Raw genomic sequence first — 16672 nt, forward strand, 5'->3', positions numbered from 1 at the left:
TCAGGAGTCGTAAGAGATTATGGAAAGCATGTATCCAGTATCTACTGATGGTGAAAGAACATGGTACCCGATGGCTTGTCAGTTTCTCAGACTCGATCACCATGTTCATTCTTTTTTTGCCAAAGAAGAGAAAAGCAGGATTGAAAGTACGATACAATATATCAAGGATAGAACTGAAAGTTTCGATGATTACTTTCCTTGTAGAAAGAAGAGCTGTAAACTAAAGCATGTAAGAAAATGGTTGAATCTGTATGTCACATATCATAACAAGGAGATGATAAACGCTTAAGTTAACAGAGCCGACAGAACTGTTATTTTGGTGCAAAACCATCATAACTCTGTAATAATAACATCATAGACGCCTTTCTTATTGTGTCCAGCGAGAGAATCAATAGAAGTAGTTGGTAAAATTTTATTAGTATGGGTTTCGTTCCAAAATCAGTTTTGAATAAGATAGTGATATCACAAAACAAAGTTTATAAAATAATAAATAGAAGAATTTGAAACAATAGATTAATTTGCCAATTTCCTATTTCTGGAATGAAACTGGCAGCAACTATTTTACCTTCTAGAGGATCTCAAGGATCATACTTTCAACACGGTTAAAATTTATTCAATTCTATTATTGTACAAGAATATATTTAAAGTATTCATATAAAATTAATCTGAATAGTTTTGATAGTAAATAATAGATTTACTTTAATGATCTTGTCTTTATTTCATACATTACTGATAGCAAGTGTAGGGTATATAACACCTATAATATCTGAGCAGCAAGCAAATGCTCAGAATACTACTTCTGCTCAGGAGTTAAACTCTAGTAACAAACCTCTCATAGATCTTATGACTAGGAATTTGACTGATGTGGTATCTGGAATGTCTTCCAAAGTCTTCAATAACGTAACAAGTCCTTCTATTGTCATCTCTCCAGAAAATAATACCATCTACTTATCTTACTCAAAAACTGAAAATAACAAGACAAATATCTATCTGGTTAACTCTACCGATGGGGGAGAATCATTTAGTCCACCTGTCAGGGTAAACAATATAGCTGGTGATGCAACCAAGAGTCCTTGGACTTCGACAAAGATTGTCTTGGGTCCTAACAACGAAATCTATGTGCTTTGGCAGGTCATTGACGAATCCAATAAAGAATTCAAGTACGGTACAAGTTCTCTGAGATTAGCAAAGTCTTTGGACGGTGGTGCAACCTTTTTGCCAACTACCAGACCAGCAAATGATACCGTAGGAGAAAAAGCATTTTTTGACCTTGCGGTTTCTAAGAATAATTCTCTTTTTATAACTTATCTAGATAGCTTTTCAAATGTAACTAATTATGACATAAGTTATCCTTCAGAAGCCAAGCTATTACGATCCTTTGATGGCGGACAATCTTTTGAAGGTCCAATAGTTATAGACGAAACATCATGTGATTGTTGTAAAACAGCTGCCGTAACAGCTGATAACAACGAAGTGTATATACTATGGCGTCATGCAAATCATACTGCTAAAGAGACATATTCGAATGGCTCAAACCCCTACAATTATGAAGATAAACTAGGAGAAGGTGTGATTTATGAGGTAATAAGAGATATTTACATTACCCATTCAAATGACTCTGGAAAAGCCGAGTCATTTGTACCTGCAATAAGAATTCACGCGGACAATTGGTATATGAATGGCTGCCCATCAGCGGGACCAGCTCTTGGATTTGATAGCAAAGGTGTATTGCATGTTAGCTGGTTTACTGGAGGAGGAGCTATGCCTGGAACCTACTATGCAAATTCTACAGACTCTGGAAATAATTTCAGCAAACCGTTACCTGTTTTAGCGGACAAATGGGTACCTCAAAGCCAATCCAATCTTGCCATTGATGGAAATGACAATGTATGGATGGCTATAACGGATGGCCGAAACGACACCAATAATCATGTGTTTGTAGCAGTTAAAACTGCTGATGGAAGACTATTAAAGAATCAATTATTTGGAATTGGTGAAGATCCAATGATTTCATCAGGAACAAATCTTACTGGAATTGTATGGACTGACAAAGATAAAATCAAACTAGCAGTAATGGATCTCAAGTAAAAAATAAACTAGGATCCAAAACATACATCATTTCCCAATATTCAAAATTAGTTATCAGAAATACTTTGAGAATCAGTCGATTAAGGTATAAAAGTGGAATCGCGATTCCTTTGTGGAGTTCCTTCACGATACTGATATTATTTTTTTTATACTCAAAGTTCACTTCGCCAGAAAATTCGGTCTTTCTTACTACATCGCTTTATGATTTGGCTTATACAATCTTAAGTTCATTCTTTGTTTGTATTGCATTATTAATTTATGGAACAATAAAAATAATCTTTTATCAAAAATCCGTAGAAACCAATAATATACTTTATTTCTTAAGGACAAAGGTTTTTGCAGTTCGGAGGTTTAAGTTAATTTTCATTTCTTCTTCCATATCATATTTTATTTTCTTTGGATTCTTAACAAATATGTTTATATTATTTAATGAAGATGGTACTGTTTTTTCTTTGATTCCTCAAATGAATCCAATGAATAGTAATCATCATAGTCACCCGCCACATGACAACGATACAGACACAAATGGCGGGCTGATTGTCCAACAAGTAGGCAACCCAGTTCAGTCAAATAACATTAGAACACACCAAAGTCATTCACAAAATCATGAACAAATTGCAGACTCAAACATTGAAAAATCTGATTCTATAGTTTTATCTAAAGCCCATTATCCCGACATAAGATTTGTTATATGCTGTAATCATTTTGGGTATGTACCAATGGTAACCATATATGTTACTACCAATTTGTCGATCCTATTAATACCTCTCAATTTTTACTTAGGCGTAGTAATATCAATGCTTGTAGGAATCACTGTCGCATTAAATGTTTATGGGTTAAAAAGGATTAATGTAAATTTCAGAGGTTTATCAAAGGGTCGCATTTTTAGCGGCTTGGGGTTGACTACGGGTTTATTAGTGGGTTGTCCAACATGCGCTGGAAGTCTTTTATATTCTATAATTGGTTTTAGCTCATTAGTTACTTTTTCATCCCTAGGACTATATCAAATATTATTTCTTGTCATTAGCATACCATTTCTGATTGTTTCCATAACTATTCTAACAAAATTCATGTATAATAGCGAATGCAGTTTAGGTTCCAGGACAAGAGATAAAAAGTGAAAGATTATATGTCATCTTTTTCAAACTAGAAATTTTAATAAAATAAATTTTAAACATGATTATCCAAGTTTGAAAGCATGTCGCAAATAAGGATTAGAAATTTGAGTTGATCAGATTTATCACTATTTGCCATATGTAAATAGGATGCCATTGACATGTATATCGCTACTATCAGGTTAGCTGCAGACTCAGATATAAGATTATTTTCTTTACCTCTTAGTTATGACAACGTTTCATGTACATTTAACGAACTTAAAATGAGTTTGAAATTATTACTCAATATTACAAATAATAAAAGAAAAGGAATAGTTTCATTTTTGTACCAATTCCTTTTTAAACTATTTTTTTGTTATTTTTGCATTGCTCTATAAAAAGGATCATTCTAGTATGTACAAGCATATTTCTAGATTCATGAGCAATAAGATCAATTTATTTTTGATCGTTTTGCTAGCATTTGGTTCTGTTATAACATATTTTTTTCTAATTCCTCATCTAACTCATGCATCCATGGCTTATCATGTGCTGATTCACATTGTGAGCCTAGATATTTCAATTTTTTTAACAGTTATATCGATTCTTGCATATAAAAAAGCAAGAAGCAATAGAATATTATTAACTTTTTTTAGCTTTGTCTTTCTTGTAGCAGTTGAGATTCTTTACTTGTTACAAGCAAGCCACCTTGTGCGGATTTTTTATATACCATTCATCGAAATAGAGTTTTCACACGTATTACTTGCTTGTATGATCATATTATTTGCTTGGGGTGTTTTGAAGGTGGATAAAAAACATTGAATCTAATCTCTGAAAATCACCTTTTGTGTACTCCGTATGTCAAAGGATCCGTAAGAAATAGCAATGAATTATTAGTCTACCAGCTGATTTCTTACTTGATTGGAGTTAGATACAGAGAACTGTTAAGAATTACCGGATTTAATATTGGAACATTGTCTTATCATCTTGAAACTTTGGAAAGGAACAACATGATTAGATCCTTACGTGTAAAAAAAGGAAATATCACGAGATATTATCCATATTGGGTATCTACAGATACTGCCGTAATGATAGGATATCTTAGATCAGTTCCAGCTAGACAAATCATGATGCTGCTTTTTCACGAAGGAGTCACATCTTTTTCAAAAATTGCGTCGCATATTAACAAGTCCCCTTCTACGACATCATAGTATTTAAAGAAATTAATCGAATCGGGGATGGTAATGCGCATCAAAAGAAAAACGTATTTGGAATTCTCTCTAAAAAGTCCTGAACTACTTTCAAGAATTATTACTAAAAGAAACAAACTTGTTTCTTAAATCTGCTAAGAATAGCTTTAAAATGCCTTAAAATGTGACTACAGGTCAATATCTTAATGTATAATCAGTCTCATTAAAATCGATACCATTTTATTTGAATTTTCAACTAGATTCTTGTGTTCGACGAATGAACAATATGTGTTATATACTCTTTTAAGTATAAATATACAAGCATTGACCATTCGAATTTCTCGCAATCTGGTCCTTGGTTTAGTGATTATAGCAGTGTTAATGGGAACACCAGTTTTTCAAAATTCATTTGCCCACCAAAGAGCATTGTACTCGATAAATGGTAAGAACTATCTCATGGAAGTTGAGACGACCAACGAACCCGTTGCGGTGGATGACAAGACTAGTGTGGAAATTACAGTTGTTTCGCCAAATATGACTACTCCAATGGATCCTGAGGCAAATGGCACACAACCTATAACTGGTCTAGAAGATTCGCTTAAGGTGGACATCCAGGCTGGAAACAAAACTCTTACTTCAAATTTAGATCCGGCATTTGGAGAATTAGGAGTATATGAATCTCAGACATACTATCCAACAATTCCAACAACCTATAGCTTTAGGGTCTATGGAGATATAAATGGCACACAATTTAATGATACCTTTGCTTGTAATCCAGTCTTGGGAGAAGATGCACCCCCTGATAACTCCACTATCAAGATTTCAAATGAAGTAGAAAGAAAAGCATTAACAGGGGGATTGGATTGTCCTGACTACAGAGTGGGATTTCCAGAACCATATATCTCTCAACACGAATTAGCCAAATCACTAAATCAAAGCCAAACTTAATCTATTTTTTGTTTTTTTTTGTTTTTAATATCCAAAAATTTCATGTTAGGATTTAATAACATGCTATCTCAATCCATTATTTAAAAATAATTGGATTTCTGCTGTCTTTTATAAGATCATAAAGATCTGGTTTAATTCGAATCCGATGAACCAATTTTTTAACAAACAGTCTTTCAAATTTTTCAGCTAGATAATTGGAATAATATTATGTATTTATATAAGTCCTATCAAAAAATTAGGAGTTTAATTTTAAGTTAAATGCTCCGATTAGGTTAGGGTGAATTTTTGTATGGACGACCATCATGACATTCATGGGTGCGGATTTATCTTTCACCAAATTATTCATCTCTTCTAAACCGTTTCCAAGTTTATCTACAAACACATGAGATTTGTTACTCAATTCCATATTTTTTAATTCTTTATCAAACAGCTGAATTGACTTGTCAGCCAATGCACTCGCAGTTTGATATTCAGCGATATTCATTAATTCAAATTCGCTTTTTGATTTGTTATCCAGATTTATCGTTAGAACAGAGTTGGACGTATGTGTTTCATTCATGGTTGCTGAACTCACACCCATTTGCAATCCCGGATTCTCGGTATTATTGCTGTTGCTATTACTATCAGCAGTAATGTTATTAACATCCGTCATCACTGTCGAGTGGTCAGTCATCATCATTACTTTATCCATGTTAGACATGTTGGTCATATCAAAGTTAACATCGTATGCATTTCCATAATTTCTCAATAAACTGTCTACAATTTCGACAAATCTTAAAGGTTGAGTGGTATTATCTTTAGTTTCTTTTCGATCACCGTTAAAAATATTAGTTAAAATACCTGCGAGATTATCTAATGGATTTAAACTTTGTTGTGGCCCTTTTGCCAATTCTATAATGTCATCAATTTTAGCATCCAAATTAGCAACTAATTGTTTTATTTGTTCTTGTTGGGTATTAATTATTTCATTATTTGCAATGGATGTCAAATTTGATGGTAAAGATAAGGACGACATATTCTGTAGGCTTCTTATTGCTATTGTAAGATCTTGTGCCAGTTTTTCATCCCGTTCTCCTATTTCTGCCAGTATATTTTGAAAATAAAAATTGGATGCTTTATCCAAATGTATCTTAGCCAGAGTTAAATTTTTGCTCATGTAGTTACTTTCCAACAGGTTTAATTCAACTTGAAATTGATCAACAAATGCAATAAATGATGCATAATCATTTGGAGTAAAGTTATGAGCATATATCTTCTGTGTTGGATCAATATCGATATTACCGATATTCAGATAAATCGAGCACAAATAGATAGATACAATTAAAGTAACAAAAAAATTCTTTGTATAAAGCATTGGCGCAGTCTACCACTTATCCAAGCATAGGAAAAGTCCCTGCAAGTGAAGTTGTAAAAATGGTCAGGTAACCTGTCAAAAGCAGTACTCCCATTATCAACAACAAAGCCACACTTATCCGATGAATCCACGGCATGTATTTGCTGAGTTTCCTATACGTTACCAAATATTTATCAATAGCAAGCGCAGAAATTATGAAGGGAATTGCTAATCCTGCAGAATATACGATCAGTAATAATACTCCTTCGTACAAAGAAGTAGTAACTGCAGCTATTGTCAAGATACTAGCTAAAATTGGTCCAATACAGGGAGTCCAGCCGGCTCCAAATCCCATTCCAATAAGCAATGAACCAACATGTCCTGCAGGTCTTTGAGGAAATTTATATCCTCGGTCACGCTGTGTTCCAGGGATCTTAAGAACACCAAGTAGATTGAGACCAAACAAGATAATCATTACTCCTCCTACAATCTCGATCCATCTGCTATAATCATGAAATGCAGAACCTATCGCAGTGATTGAAGCTCCTAGAGCAACAAAAACAATGGAAAATCCCAAGATGAACAAACATCCTCTGATAAATGTTTTTGATTTTATAACAGATATCCTCTTAACTGATTGTTGTTTTTCCATTTCTTTGGAATCAAGTGTAATAGAGTCCTTAGTTGTATTAGCAGTATTAGCAGCAGTTGCAGTAGAGTCCTTTTGTTTCTTGAGAGAGTTGGATTTATTCTTATGATTTTTATTTAGTAATTCATCTGAACTCATCCCGGTTATAAAGGCAACAAAGCTAGGGATGATAGGTAAGATGCAAGGTGAAAGAAAACTCAAGAGACCAGCAGCAAATGAAATTGGGATTCCTATAGTGATAAGGTTGCTCTTTAAGTCGCTATCGGTATCTGGGGCTAAGTTGGTACTTGAAGATCCTGTTGATGATGATGATAATGACGATAAAGGCAAAGTGCCTGCAGAATCAGATGAAGAAGAGGTATTACCAGATTGAACAGCAAATGCATCAGGAGAAACCTCAAGAAGAGTATTTTCTATCAAAGATTTTGTTTTTGCAGAGATAGGATCAAACTGACCTTTCCATTGATGATAAATAGTGCCATTTTTGTCTATTAAATAAGATTCAGGAACCCCTATTGTTTTAAAAGTACGTGTAAAAAGGTCGTTTGGATCATGCCATAGTGGATACGTAATATTCAAGTTATTAGCAAAGGCCTTTATCCTATCATCCATACCAAAGCTATCAACACTAACTCCTACCACTTCTAATCCGCTTTTACTATATTCTTTGTATAGTTGTTCTAAGCCAGGCATTTCCTCTCTACATGGAATACACCAAGTAGCCCAAGAATTCAAAATGATTAACTTGCCTGTAGTATTTGTTGCAATTGTAAGTGGTTTTTCATTTTCTAGGGATTGTGCAGAATAAGATTTTACTTTATCTTTTGGGACTGACTGTTGATTATTATCGCTATTGTCGTCATCACCTGTTTGTCCATAACTATAATGATTTGAAGAGATATTTCCAATAAAGAAACTACTGGCAATAAACACAGTTATAATAAGAACTACTGAAGGTGTCAAAGAAAACCTATTAGAAGGTTTATCTACTTTGGAACTCATTTCTAGTATTTTTACTTTGTATTATTATCTGTTCTTAGAATAGAGAGATTTATGGAATTATCTCCATTCCAAAGAACACCTATCAAGTTATTACCGCTTGCTATTGTGGGTGCTCGAGCGTTTTCTTGTCCATTTACAGGTGGAAATTCGGTCATTTTGCCATCATTACTAGATATTTTTTCAACAAATATGTTTGCCGATGTATTTTCAAACTTCCATTTTTCATCTAATGCAGTTAGTCCGTATGAATCTTCCCACGCTAACCAAACGTGATTCTTATTATCAACAGCCAGATCTGCTCTGAGAGGAGGAATCCAATCTCCTGTAAGGACAGGGATTGGAGTACTGAAGGTTTTTCCCCTATCTTTTGAAATGGCGTAATAAATTCCAGGATGATCCTCTGCACCAGTATACCATACTATGTGGAGATTTCCTTTGCTGTCTACTACCATTGGTGCTCCCACATGTACACACCCTCCAAATACAAAACTGTCATTTGCAACCTTCACGGGTTGACTGAAAGTTGCACCTCCGTCTGAAGAGTGTGAAACTACTATGTCTCTTACTACGGGGTCGACTTGTGGATCTGTATTGGGTGCAACAGGGAACTTCTTTCGCCATGAAGTATAAATATCATCTGCAGATGCAGCAAGCACATTTACATTGCAACATTCGCAATCATTCTTATCCATCACCACATTTGAGTGAAAGGTTTTCCCCCCGTCAGTAGAGGCAATCAGGCTAGCTTGAGAACCATATGTGTCATTTTGAAGTATGGTGCCATTTCTCAAAATATTTACATCTGAATTTAATGATCCTACGTATATAGTTCCATTATCTGAAATGTCAAAAGTTTGAAAAGCTTTTGCTTGGTTTGGATCGTTCTTGTTAACTATAGATACAGCAGGAGCAAATGTTTCACCACCATCTATGGATTTAGCTATTTTTAGCGTTCTAAAACCATACATAAATCCAGGTGCATCTTTTGAGGATACCCACAATGTATAGATGGTGCCGTTATCTGTTACTTCTATTTGAGGAGGGACTCTTCCATCCCACATTACATCTCCTGGTTTATCATTTATCCTTATCGGCTTGGTAAAACTATTTGTGCTATTATCTAATGATTTGACAAAGAAAAGATTAGATTCATCATTTTGAGTGTTTATATAAGTTACATATACTTTATCGGTTTTTGGATCAATGTACATATCCGCACCATGGGATCCATTACCTGCAACTTTAATAGATGGATTGAATTGTAAAGTACTCATGGTAACATTAATCAGAGGCGATACCTGAGTTTCATTTGAAGTTTGAGCGTGAGATATCAATACAAAACTACTTCCTAAAAACAAAATCAAAGATGATGATATCAACAGCATTAAGAAAAGAAAAGGTTTCACTTAGCATTGCATCCAAAAAAAAGTATTTAATTTTTGTTGTACATTCGTCGAAGGTACGATCACATTACATTCAATCGGATTGAATAATTGTTTATATTATAAAGGTCTAGTAAACTATAAAGCCAAATTGTAATGTCCTTGCTACAAGCCATTTGCAAAAGCATATTTTTTCGGAATGTTAGCAGGAGGTTCACCGTAAATAAGTGCTATTTCGTCATGTGGATGAAAAACAATGTCTCTATAATTAGTACCATTTCTCTGCATATTTCCATTAATATAAACACTCAAACCGGTATTATCAGTAATTGTATTGTTAAATAATTGTACAAGAGCATATTTCTGTTTCCATATATCAAGAAACTGACCGAGTGTAAAGTTCCTTTCTTCGGGAGATTCAATATGAATTATACCTGATTGATCATGAGTATGTAACCAGTAAAAACAATTATCTGTAATCCCAATTAAAGCAGGAACCGTATAAGCATTAGCATTTACAAAAATGTCAAGATGAGCGTGAATATGGAATCCAAATTGCTCCATTGCACCACACTCAATATTATCTATTATTGGTGAATTTGCTGCATTTATAGGAGAATAATAATTTGGTAATGAAATCAAATAGATGATAACAACAATAAACAGACAAGACCGAACTGAGCAGACAAGTCTTTTACTGTTACGATGACCTCTAAAAGTATTTTTATTGTCTTTTCGAATACGGCGAAATTTAAAGTATTTTTCATACCTTTGTTTGATATTCATTTTATTCTCTCACTGCACAATATAGTATATTCCAATAATCTCACTACTCTTTACTTTGTCTCTTTTTGCTTTGCATTGTGCCCGCATTACTATTTGTTGATAGAATGTTTAATTCTTTTATTTGCTTGTGGTTCTTTTTAAAACTAACTATACCTATGATCAGAATAATTATTGATATACCGATAACAAGATAAAGAAAGAGAATATTAGATGAAAAGACATTATGAGTATCAACTACATTTCCATTTCCGACACTACTAGAATTCATTCCATCCATTCCGCCCATACCTTGCATATCTTGATCCATGGCTTCTAATGCAGGTGGCGATGTTACGGATAGAAAAGATGCAGCAACAAGTACGAAAATCCCCAATATTGATTCTATTTTTAAAGACTTGTTGATTCGTTTAAAGAAGAAGGATTCGTCGTTTTTATTTTTGTTTATGATATTGTTAACATTTTTATTAATTAATTTACTATCTGTTGGTTCCGCCATTGCCCTTGTAACACCACTGTGGTTCGCAAGAACTGCTTGTTTTGCATAATTGTAAATATGAATTTGGTTGTACCTGCCAATAAATATCATTGGAAAAGCCAAGGCAATTTTTACTATAAGAATTTGACCATATACAGTAAAAACGACCGATGTTAAACTCTGTATGTGAGTATATCCTAAGTATAATCCTGTTATGCCTATCACGGTAATGGCAGTAATGGCGATATATGAAAAATACATAAGTGCTCTAGTAGAGTGCACCAAAATAGCATTTTCTGAGACATTAGATGATTTTTCAGAATTTGTTTTGTAATCAGACTTGTCATTTAAACCAAGAGATTGTCTTAAAAAAATTGTAGAAATGTAGAATAATCCTCCAATCCAAATAGATACAGCCATAAAGTGAATCCAATCCATAGAAACATCTATATTAGAAAATGACGGTAACGAGTTACTATGACTTACCATGCTATTAGAGAACAAGTTTATGGATCCCAAAATTAGAACAGATATTAAAAGAATCCTATCTATCTTTGTATAACCGTTAGAATTTAAACCATCAAATTTTTTGTTATATGACTTTAGTTTCTTCTTTCTATTTCTCAATATGAAATAGTAAAAGATTATTACACCCAGTATAACTGATGAAGAAAGAATTCTAAGTAGCCAAACTTGGCCCACAGATGTAGAATACAATATGGAAAATGCTGATAATATATCAAGGTCCAAATTTTGTGCCAATTCATAAGATTGAAGCAACATGGCTCCTGTGGAAAATGCAATAATAAAAATACAGCAAACCAATACCAAGATTATGAATCTTTTTGAAATTTTGATACCAGATACAAATATAGATATTCCATCTTCTTGCTGAATATTTTTATTTTGTAAATAAAGCGTTCTTTTTAGGATAAAGTGATTGAAAATTAATCCAAGTATAGCCACTTGGGAAATGATTAAACCAGCCTTTAAGATGGCATCAAAATTAGAAGTTACCGATTCACTAGATGTCTCTGACATTGTCATTGTTGACATTGATGAAGATGTAGACGAATCATCAAAAGATTCCTGAGCAAACGACATAAAAGAATCTTGTTGTTGAGGTATTGTAATTAATAGAGTAATTATTAGAGAAGAGAAGAAAAAAATGCTTCTGAAATTTAGTAGCATCATGTTATATCGAGAGTTTGTTTTCAATTACTGACTTGAAAAAAGATAAAATTGATTGAGGTACATATGGATAGATTAAACAGTTTTATTTAGTTCCTGAGCTAATTCATATTGCGAGATGTATGGTTCAGGGAATCCAATTCTATCTTCAGGACATCCAAATCCTCCTGCTATCGCTTTTCTCTCTACTCCTTGAGAGATTTGTACGGTAGAGTTATCCGATACTGATCCTGCCTCACCTCCAGGACTGCAGGAAAATGTAACATCAAAATTTGTCCCATTAATGTCACCAAAAATTCTATAATTATATGTAGTTGGTATAGTAGGATAGAATGGCTCTGATTCATAGCTTCCTAGTTCGCCAAATGCAGGTTCCAAATCAGATGTCATATTCTTATTTCCCGCAGAAATTTCTACCTTTAAAGAGTTTTCTAATCCAGTTACTGGCTGCGTACCATTTGCTCTAGAATCAGTTGGATTAGATGGATCTGGATACATTGCTCTAAAATCAACACCAGTTTTATCATCAACCTGCGCAGGCTCATTTAAGGAACCAATAACAAACAAATAATCTTTACCTCCTATGTTGTACAAGGCTTTTTGGTGAGCGTAGGATGTTTGCAATATCTGTAATACCGGCGATAACATCATTGACGCAACTACTACTACTCCAATAGACAGAAAAATGTATTTTTTCATCAGTATTCTGGTGTGTAGGTCAATATTTAAGGAATATTGTACAACTATCGAAGAGTGTGTTATGCCTATTATCGTCAAACTAAATGTCTTTTTATTTATAAAGGTAACATTAAACATGGACTCACAAAGAGATTGATTCGAGTTTTGTACCAATAGGAATTATTATTTGTAATTGTATATAATTATCCAATATGAAATCATTTGCAACCATAGTATCAATATTTCTTATTTTTATGGCGGCTACTATCAGCGGCTACCAATCATTACCTGTATATGGTCATGCAAATCCTGCATCCTATATACCTAAGCCAAATCAAAAGTTTACAACTGTTCAATCCATTCCAGATAAACTATCAATTGTTTTTACTCAATTACCTGAAGTCAAGGCAAGTAACATAAAAGTAGTAGATCAAAATGGCCTCAGAGTGGATAAAAAGATCTGTCAATATCAGAAGCTGACAACAAATTGTCTGTATCTTTGGACAAATCAAGGATGAAAGACGGAATTTACACGGTAAACTGGTTAGCTTTATCAAAAGAAGATGGCCACGTTACCAAAGGATCCTATGTATTTACTGTACAGACTGCAAATGCAAATACGAATACACAGACAATAAATGCAACAAATCATCCAACATTAAAGCAGTTTAGCTTTATTAAGGACAATGCAAATCTGACACTATCAATATCACCATTTAAGACAGGCCATAACACTTTTAACTTTGCCATAAATGATATGTCAGGGAATCCAATTACCAATATCAAGAATGTATATTTAACGCTTAACAATCCTGGTAAAAGCATTGGTCCGATCAGTGAAACGATGGAAAAAATCTCTGATGGGAAGTTTGGTTTGGATGGAGATTTCCTAAGTCAAAATGGCGAATGGAATATCAAGATCATGCTACAAAGAATTGGTCAATATGATATTAACCAGGAGGTCAAGATGGAAATCAAATAATCCGATTATTGATATATTTTATGACTCAGACTTTATCAATTTTTTTAATATTTCTTTACTAACACTTTTGGATCTCTTTTGATTTCGTTTCCAAAATTCTGATTTGCAAGAATCCTTTACATTTAAAAACAATATGTTTATCGCAAAAATCAACGTACAGAACAGCACAAATCAAATCGATAAAATCAAGAGCATGTATATCCGCAGGATTATTTTACAGGCAAAAAGGATATTTACAGAAAAGAAGGATGAATTTAGCAAGCAGGTAAATACCAATCCTATAAATTAAAGTAATTTAGAAACAAGAATGATGCAAAATATATATCAGACCTGTTGCACTAATTCACGCGACCTTCGGTTCATTTTGGATATTATAAGCGACATCGAATGAATTATTCCTGTCAAGCCCTCCAAAAAAAGTCTCTTTGTCAAGTCTTCATGAAACATGACCTTGTATACATTAATTGATGGATAAGACTTGATCATTGATATATTCATTGGGTATATAATGCTCTCTAATTCGCTATATTCAATATCAAAATTTTCTTCTTTTATTTTACTTTCCGTCTGGTTGTCAAGTTCAAAAGTAGTCCTTATGATAAAACCATCATCCAAATCCTTTTGATATTCTAAAAACAAAGGTGTAGATGAACCAGACGAATATGGTAGCTGAGGTGTAATCTGTGCCTGATATTCTATTCCTTCAATCTTATTATCTTTTGTGCTATCTTTAGTTTCATATCCCCACTTCCTTAACCAGCTAACTATCTCTTGAAATTGATGTTCTTTGGATTTGGTTAAGTTAGACTCAGTATTATTTTTAACTTTATTTTTATCAAGTATTGAATCTTTCTGTGTATTACTGCTAGATATAGAATTCGTCATAGTTTCAGTTTTGTTTGATTCCGACATATTTCCGTCCTTAAGTAAATTATGCAATTATTTAAATACTGATTCTAATCTCATAAACAAGAATAACTCTTAACTGTAAGTATTAATAATAATAGTAATAATAGTTTATCCTTTAACTACCAATTTACAGGCAAAGTATATAGTCATTCTAGACAGATTCAATACTTTTTGATTCAGCCTCTCTTCGCACCCATTTTACTTCTAACTTATTTATTTCGACGCAAATGACATATATGTATCCTTTGTTGGTTAAGTAATGTACTGCTGTCAAGAATGGCTCTGTTCAGTTAACGCATTTTAACTCCTTGTTATGATAGTCGACAAAGAGATTTAACTAGTTACTTACATGTTTCATCTTACAATTTCATTCTACATGGAAAGTAGTCATCAAAGCATTCGGTTCTATCCTTGATATACTGCATCTTTCTTTCAATCAGACTATTCTCTAGAGAGGAATGAAGATAAATTATTTTTGATGGGTGGACAGAGAAAAGGAAGAGAATAAGTAAAGAAATAGCCATATGTTTTATTGAGAATAATTATTGATGTGTATAGAATATAGAGCTAAGATATGAGGTAAGTTTTTGAAGAATATCTTGGTCTTTGGAATTATTTAAATAGAATTATTATTATTCATTAGCTTAATACCATAACAATTACTTTTATTATGATAGATTATAATATACACATAGCGCCAAAATGATCACCCAATATTAAGGGAATATACAATTGTGTGAATTTGAAAATTTATGAATTTGACATTTTATATAAAATACTACATTTTAAAATCCTACAAGACTATTAAAAATGGGCAGTGGTTAAATATTATGTTGATTACAAATTCCTATCATATCTGAAAGTCTTTAATTCAACACAGTTAAGGGCATATCAAATATGGTATAAAAGAAAGAAGTTGTATCATCACTGTGGTTAAAATTAGGCTAATTATAAACAATTCTATATGTCATGTTCTTCTAGAGTAATAAATTGACTATGGCAGAAACCTTATAATTAAACGATATTGGACATACACCGTTAAATGGAGTCTTATTCAGGCGATATAACAAATAACTATGAAGAAAACAATAATAATGACAGAGTAGTTTAAAGATATTCTCTTCTTCAGAACATTGCGTTATTGTTCGGAAATTGTGATGAACACTGAAATTCATGGTCATAAGGACAATTATACAGACCCTCATAGACAGACATGAAAAGAGGGCTTTGAAAAATTATAAGACAATAGATAAAGATTTTGGATTTGTTGATGATGAGTTATTACTTTACTTTCAGAGTTTTATACATATATCAATACAAATTATGAATAATAATCAAACTAACCATATTTTGAATATCTAACTTTTAAAAAAATTGATATTATTAATTAATTCAGACATTTGATTTTGTTGTCCATGAATGATATTGATACTAATATTTTCCTTCTTATCTAATTTTCTTTGTCTATATTTTTTTTTCAAGCGTTTATTTCTTGGACGTGTACGTAGTTTACTTCCACAACAAGGACAATGTGACCCTATGTCCCAATTTATATACAACTCACAAACTTGACATCTTTTTTGACCGTCCGCATATCGGCTATTATAAGTTACACCCAAGGTATTGGCCTGATGTCTAATACAGATCCCTCTACATGAGGCAGTCAAGTGACTAATTTTATGACGAATCTATATTAAAAAGAAAAGGTGATTTTAAATATTGAGAATTATTGAATTGATATTTATGTGGATGGTCATTGATCCATTTTTATCTATACCTTGACGCTTTTTCTTCTAACATCTATCCCTCAAAACACCAATTTTATACTTCATTATTTCATGGTAGTAAACCTCATCTACATCAGAGATAATAAGGACAATTGTGAATTTTATTTCGTTAATGCATAGTATCGACTGTAATTTGTTGCTCTAATTTTAGAGTACAAATATTCTAGTACCTAAACGTAAT

14 protein-coding genes are annotated in these 16672 nt (G+C 32.9%); 7 read left to right on the forward strand and 7 right to left on the reverse strand.

Going from position 1 to position 16672, the window contains the following annotated elements; all coding sequences use genetic code 11:
• The first annotated feature begins 19 nt into the window (after nucleotides 1–19).
• The 5 genes from F1Z66_RS08775 to F1Z66_RS08795 all read left to right on the forward strand — a co-directional run bounded on the left by F1Z66_RS08775 (nucleotide 20) and on the right by F1Z66_RS08795 (nucleotide 5317).
• Complete coding sequence (locus F1Z66_RS08775; protein WP_149863242.1) at nucleotides 20–289, forward strand: hypothetical protein; 270 nt, start codon at nucleotides 20–22, stop codon at nucleotides 287–289.
• Between the two features lie 413 nt (nucleotides 290–702).
• On the forward strand, nucleotides 703–2088 hold the full coding sequence (locus F1Z66_RS08780; protein WP_159357571.1) for a sialidase family protein: 1386 nt from the start codon (nucleotides 703–705) through the stop codon (nucleotides 2086–2088).
• 413 nt (nucleotides 2089–2501) lie between these two features.
• Entirely contained in the window at nucleotides 2502–3209 is a 708-nt protein-coding gene (locus F1Z66_RS08785; RefSeq protein ID WP_149863244.1) for a hypothetical protein, read from the forward strand.
• 788 nt (nucleotides 3210–3997) lie between these two features.
• A complete protein-coding gene (locus tag F1Z66_RS08790) occupies nucleotides 3998–4390 on the forward strand; it encodes a hypothetical protein (RefSeq protein ID WP_149863245.1) in 393 nt (130 codons plus the stop codon).
• Between the two features lie 342 nt (nucleotides 4391–4732).
• Entirely contained in the window at nucleotides 4733–5317 is a 585-nt protein-coding gene (locus F1Z66_RS08795) for a hypothetical protein (protein ID WP_195907516.1), read from the forward strand.
• A gap of 235 nt (nucleotides 5318–5552) precedes the next feature.
• Here the strand turns inward: F1Z66_RS08795 and F1Z66_RS08800 are convergent, their stop codons facing one another.
• The 6 genes from F1Z66_RS08800 to F1Z66_RS08825 all read right to left on the reverse strand — a co-directional run bounded on the left by F1Z66_RS08800 (nucleotide 5553) and on the right by F1Z66_RS08825 (nucleotide 12912).
• The gene (locus tag F1Z66_RS08800) at nucleotides 5553–6671 is read right to left on the reverse strand and encodes a hypothetical protein (protein ID WP_149863247.1); all 1119 of its coding nucleotides are present in this window, start codon (nucleotides 6669–6671) and stop codon (nucleotides 5553–5555) included.
• A gap of 16 nt (nucleotides 6672–6687) precedes the next feature.
• The gene (locus tag F1Z66_RS08805) at nucleotides 6688–8301 is read right to left on the reverse strand and encodes a redoxin domain-containing protein (RefSeq protein WP_149863248.1); all 1614 of its coding nucleotides are present in this window, start codon (nucleotides 8299–8301) and stop codon (nucleotides 6688–6690) included.
• 11 nt (nucleotides 8302–8312) lie between these two features.
• Nucleotides 8313–9707, reverse strand: coding sequence for a sialidase family protein (locus F1Z66_RS08810; RefSeq protein WP_149863249.1), 1395 nt, complete (start codon nucleotides 9705–9707; stop codon nucleotides 8313–8315).
• A 141-nt stretch (nucleotides 9708–9848) separates the two neighbouring features.
• The gene (locus tag F1Z66_RS08815; RefSeq protein WP_149863250.1) at nucleotides 9849–10469 is read right to left on the reverse strand and encodes a hypothetical protein; all 621 of its coding nucleotides are present in this window, start codon (nucleotides 10467–10469) and stop codon (nucleotides 9849–9851) included.
• Nucleotides 10470–10512: 43 nt separating this feature from the next.
• The gene (locus F1Z66_RS08820) at nucleotides 10513–12048 is read right to left on the reverse strand and encodes a copper resistance D family protein (RefSeq protein ID WP_159357570.1); all 1536 of its coding nucleotides are present in this window, start codon (nucleotides 12046–12048) and stop codon (nucleotides 10513–10515) included.
• Nucleotides 12049–12210: 162 nt separating this feature from the next.
• Complete coding sequence (locus F1Z66_RS08825; RefSeq protein ID WP_149863252.1) at nucleotides 12211–12912, reverse strand: hypothetical protein; 702 nt, start codon at nucleotides 12910–12912, stop codon at nucleotides 12211–12213.
• Nucleotides 12913–13025: 113 nt separating this feature from the next.
• Between F1Z66_RS08825 and F1Z66_RS08830 the strand changes: the two genes are divergently transcribed.
• Nucleotides 13026–13331 carry a hypothetical protein gene (locus tag F1Z66_RS08830; protein WP_149863253.1) on the forward strand — a complete coding sequence of 102 codons (306 nt, stop codon included), beginning with the start codon at nucleotides 13026–13028 and terminating at the stop codon, nucleotides 13329–13331.
• On the forward strand, nucleotides 13313–13795 hold the full coding sequence (locus tag F1Z66_RS08835) for a copper resistance protein CopC (protein ID WP_195907517.1): 483 nt from the start codon (nucleotides 13313–13315) through the stop codon (nucleotides 13793–13795). The genes F1Z66_RS08830 and F1Z66_RS08835 overlap by 19 nt, the downstream gene beginning before the upstream one ends.
• Before the next feature lie 324 nt (nucleotides 13796–14119).
• Here F1Z66_RS08835 and F1Z66_RS08840 read toward each other — a convergent pair whose 3' ends face one another.
• Nucleotides 14120–14707, reverse strand: coding sequence for a hypothetical protein (locus F1Z66_RS08840; RefSeq protein WP_149863255.1), 588 nt, complete (start codon nucleotides 14705–14707; stop codon nucleotides 14120–14122).
• Nucleotides 14708–16672 lie beyond the last annotated feature (1965 nt).

This window comes from Candidatus Nitrosocosmicus agrestis (genome assembly GCF_008389435.1).
Classification (GTDB): Archaea; Thermoproteota; Nitrososphaeria; order Nitrososphaerales; family Nitrososphaeraceae; genus Nitrosocosmicus; species Nitrosocosmicus agrestis.

Coding starts and splice junctions, on each gene's coding strand:
- F1Z66_RS08775 (WP_149863242.1), top strand. CDS start 20: ATGGAAAGCATGTATCCAGTATCTACTGATGGTGAAAGAACATGGTAC.
- F1Z66_RS08780 (WP_159357571.1), top strand. CDS start 703: ATGATCTTGTCTTTATTTCATACATTACTGATAGCAAGTGTAGGGTAT.
- F1Z66_RS08785 (WP_149863244.1), top strand. CDS start 2,502: ATGTTTATATTATTTAATGAAGATGGTACTGTTTTTTCTTTGATTCCT.
- F1Z66_RS08800 (WP_149863247.1), bottom strand. CDS start 6,671: ATGCTTTATACAAAGAATTTTTTTGTTACTTTAATTGTATCTATCTAT.
- F1Z66_RS08805 (WP_149863248.1), bottom strand. CDS start 8,301: ATGAGTTCCAAAGTAGATAAACCTTCTAATAGGTTTTCTTTGACACCT.
- F1Z66_RS08815 (WP_149863250.1), bottom strand. CDS start 10,469: ATGAATATCAAACAAAGGTATGAAAAATACTTTAAATTTCGCCGTATT.
- F1Z66_RS08820 (WP_159357570.1), bottom strand. CDS start 12,048: ATGTCGTTTGCTCAGGAATCTTTTGATGATTCGTCTACATCTTCATCA.
- F1Z66_RS08830 (WP_149863253.1), top strand. CDS start 13,026: ATGAAATCATTTGCAACCATAGTATCAATATTTCTTATTTTTATGGCG.
- F1Z66_RS08840 (WP_149863255.1), bottom strand. CDS start 14,707: ATGTCGGAATCAAACAAAACTGAAACTATGACGAATTCTATATCTAGC.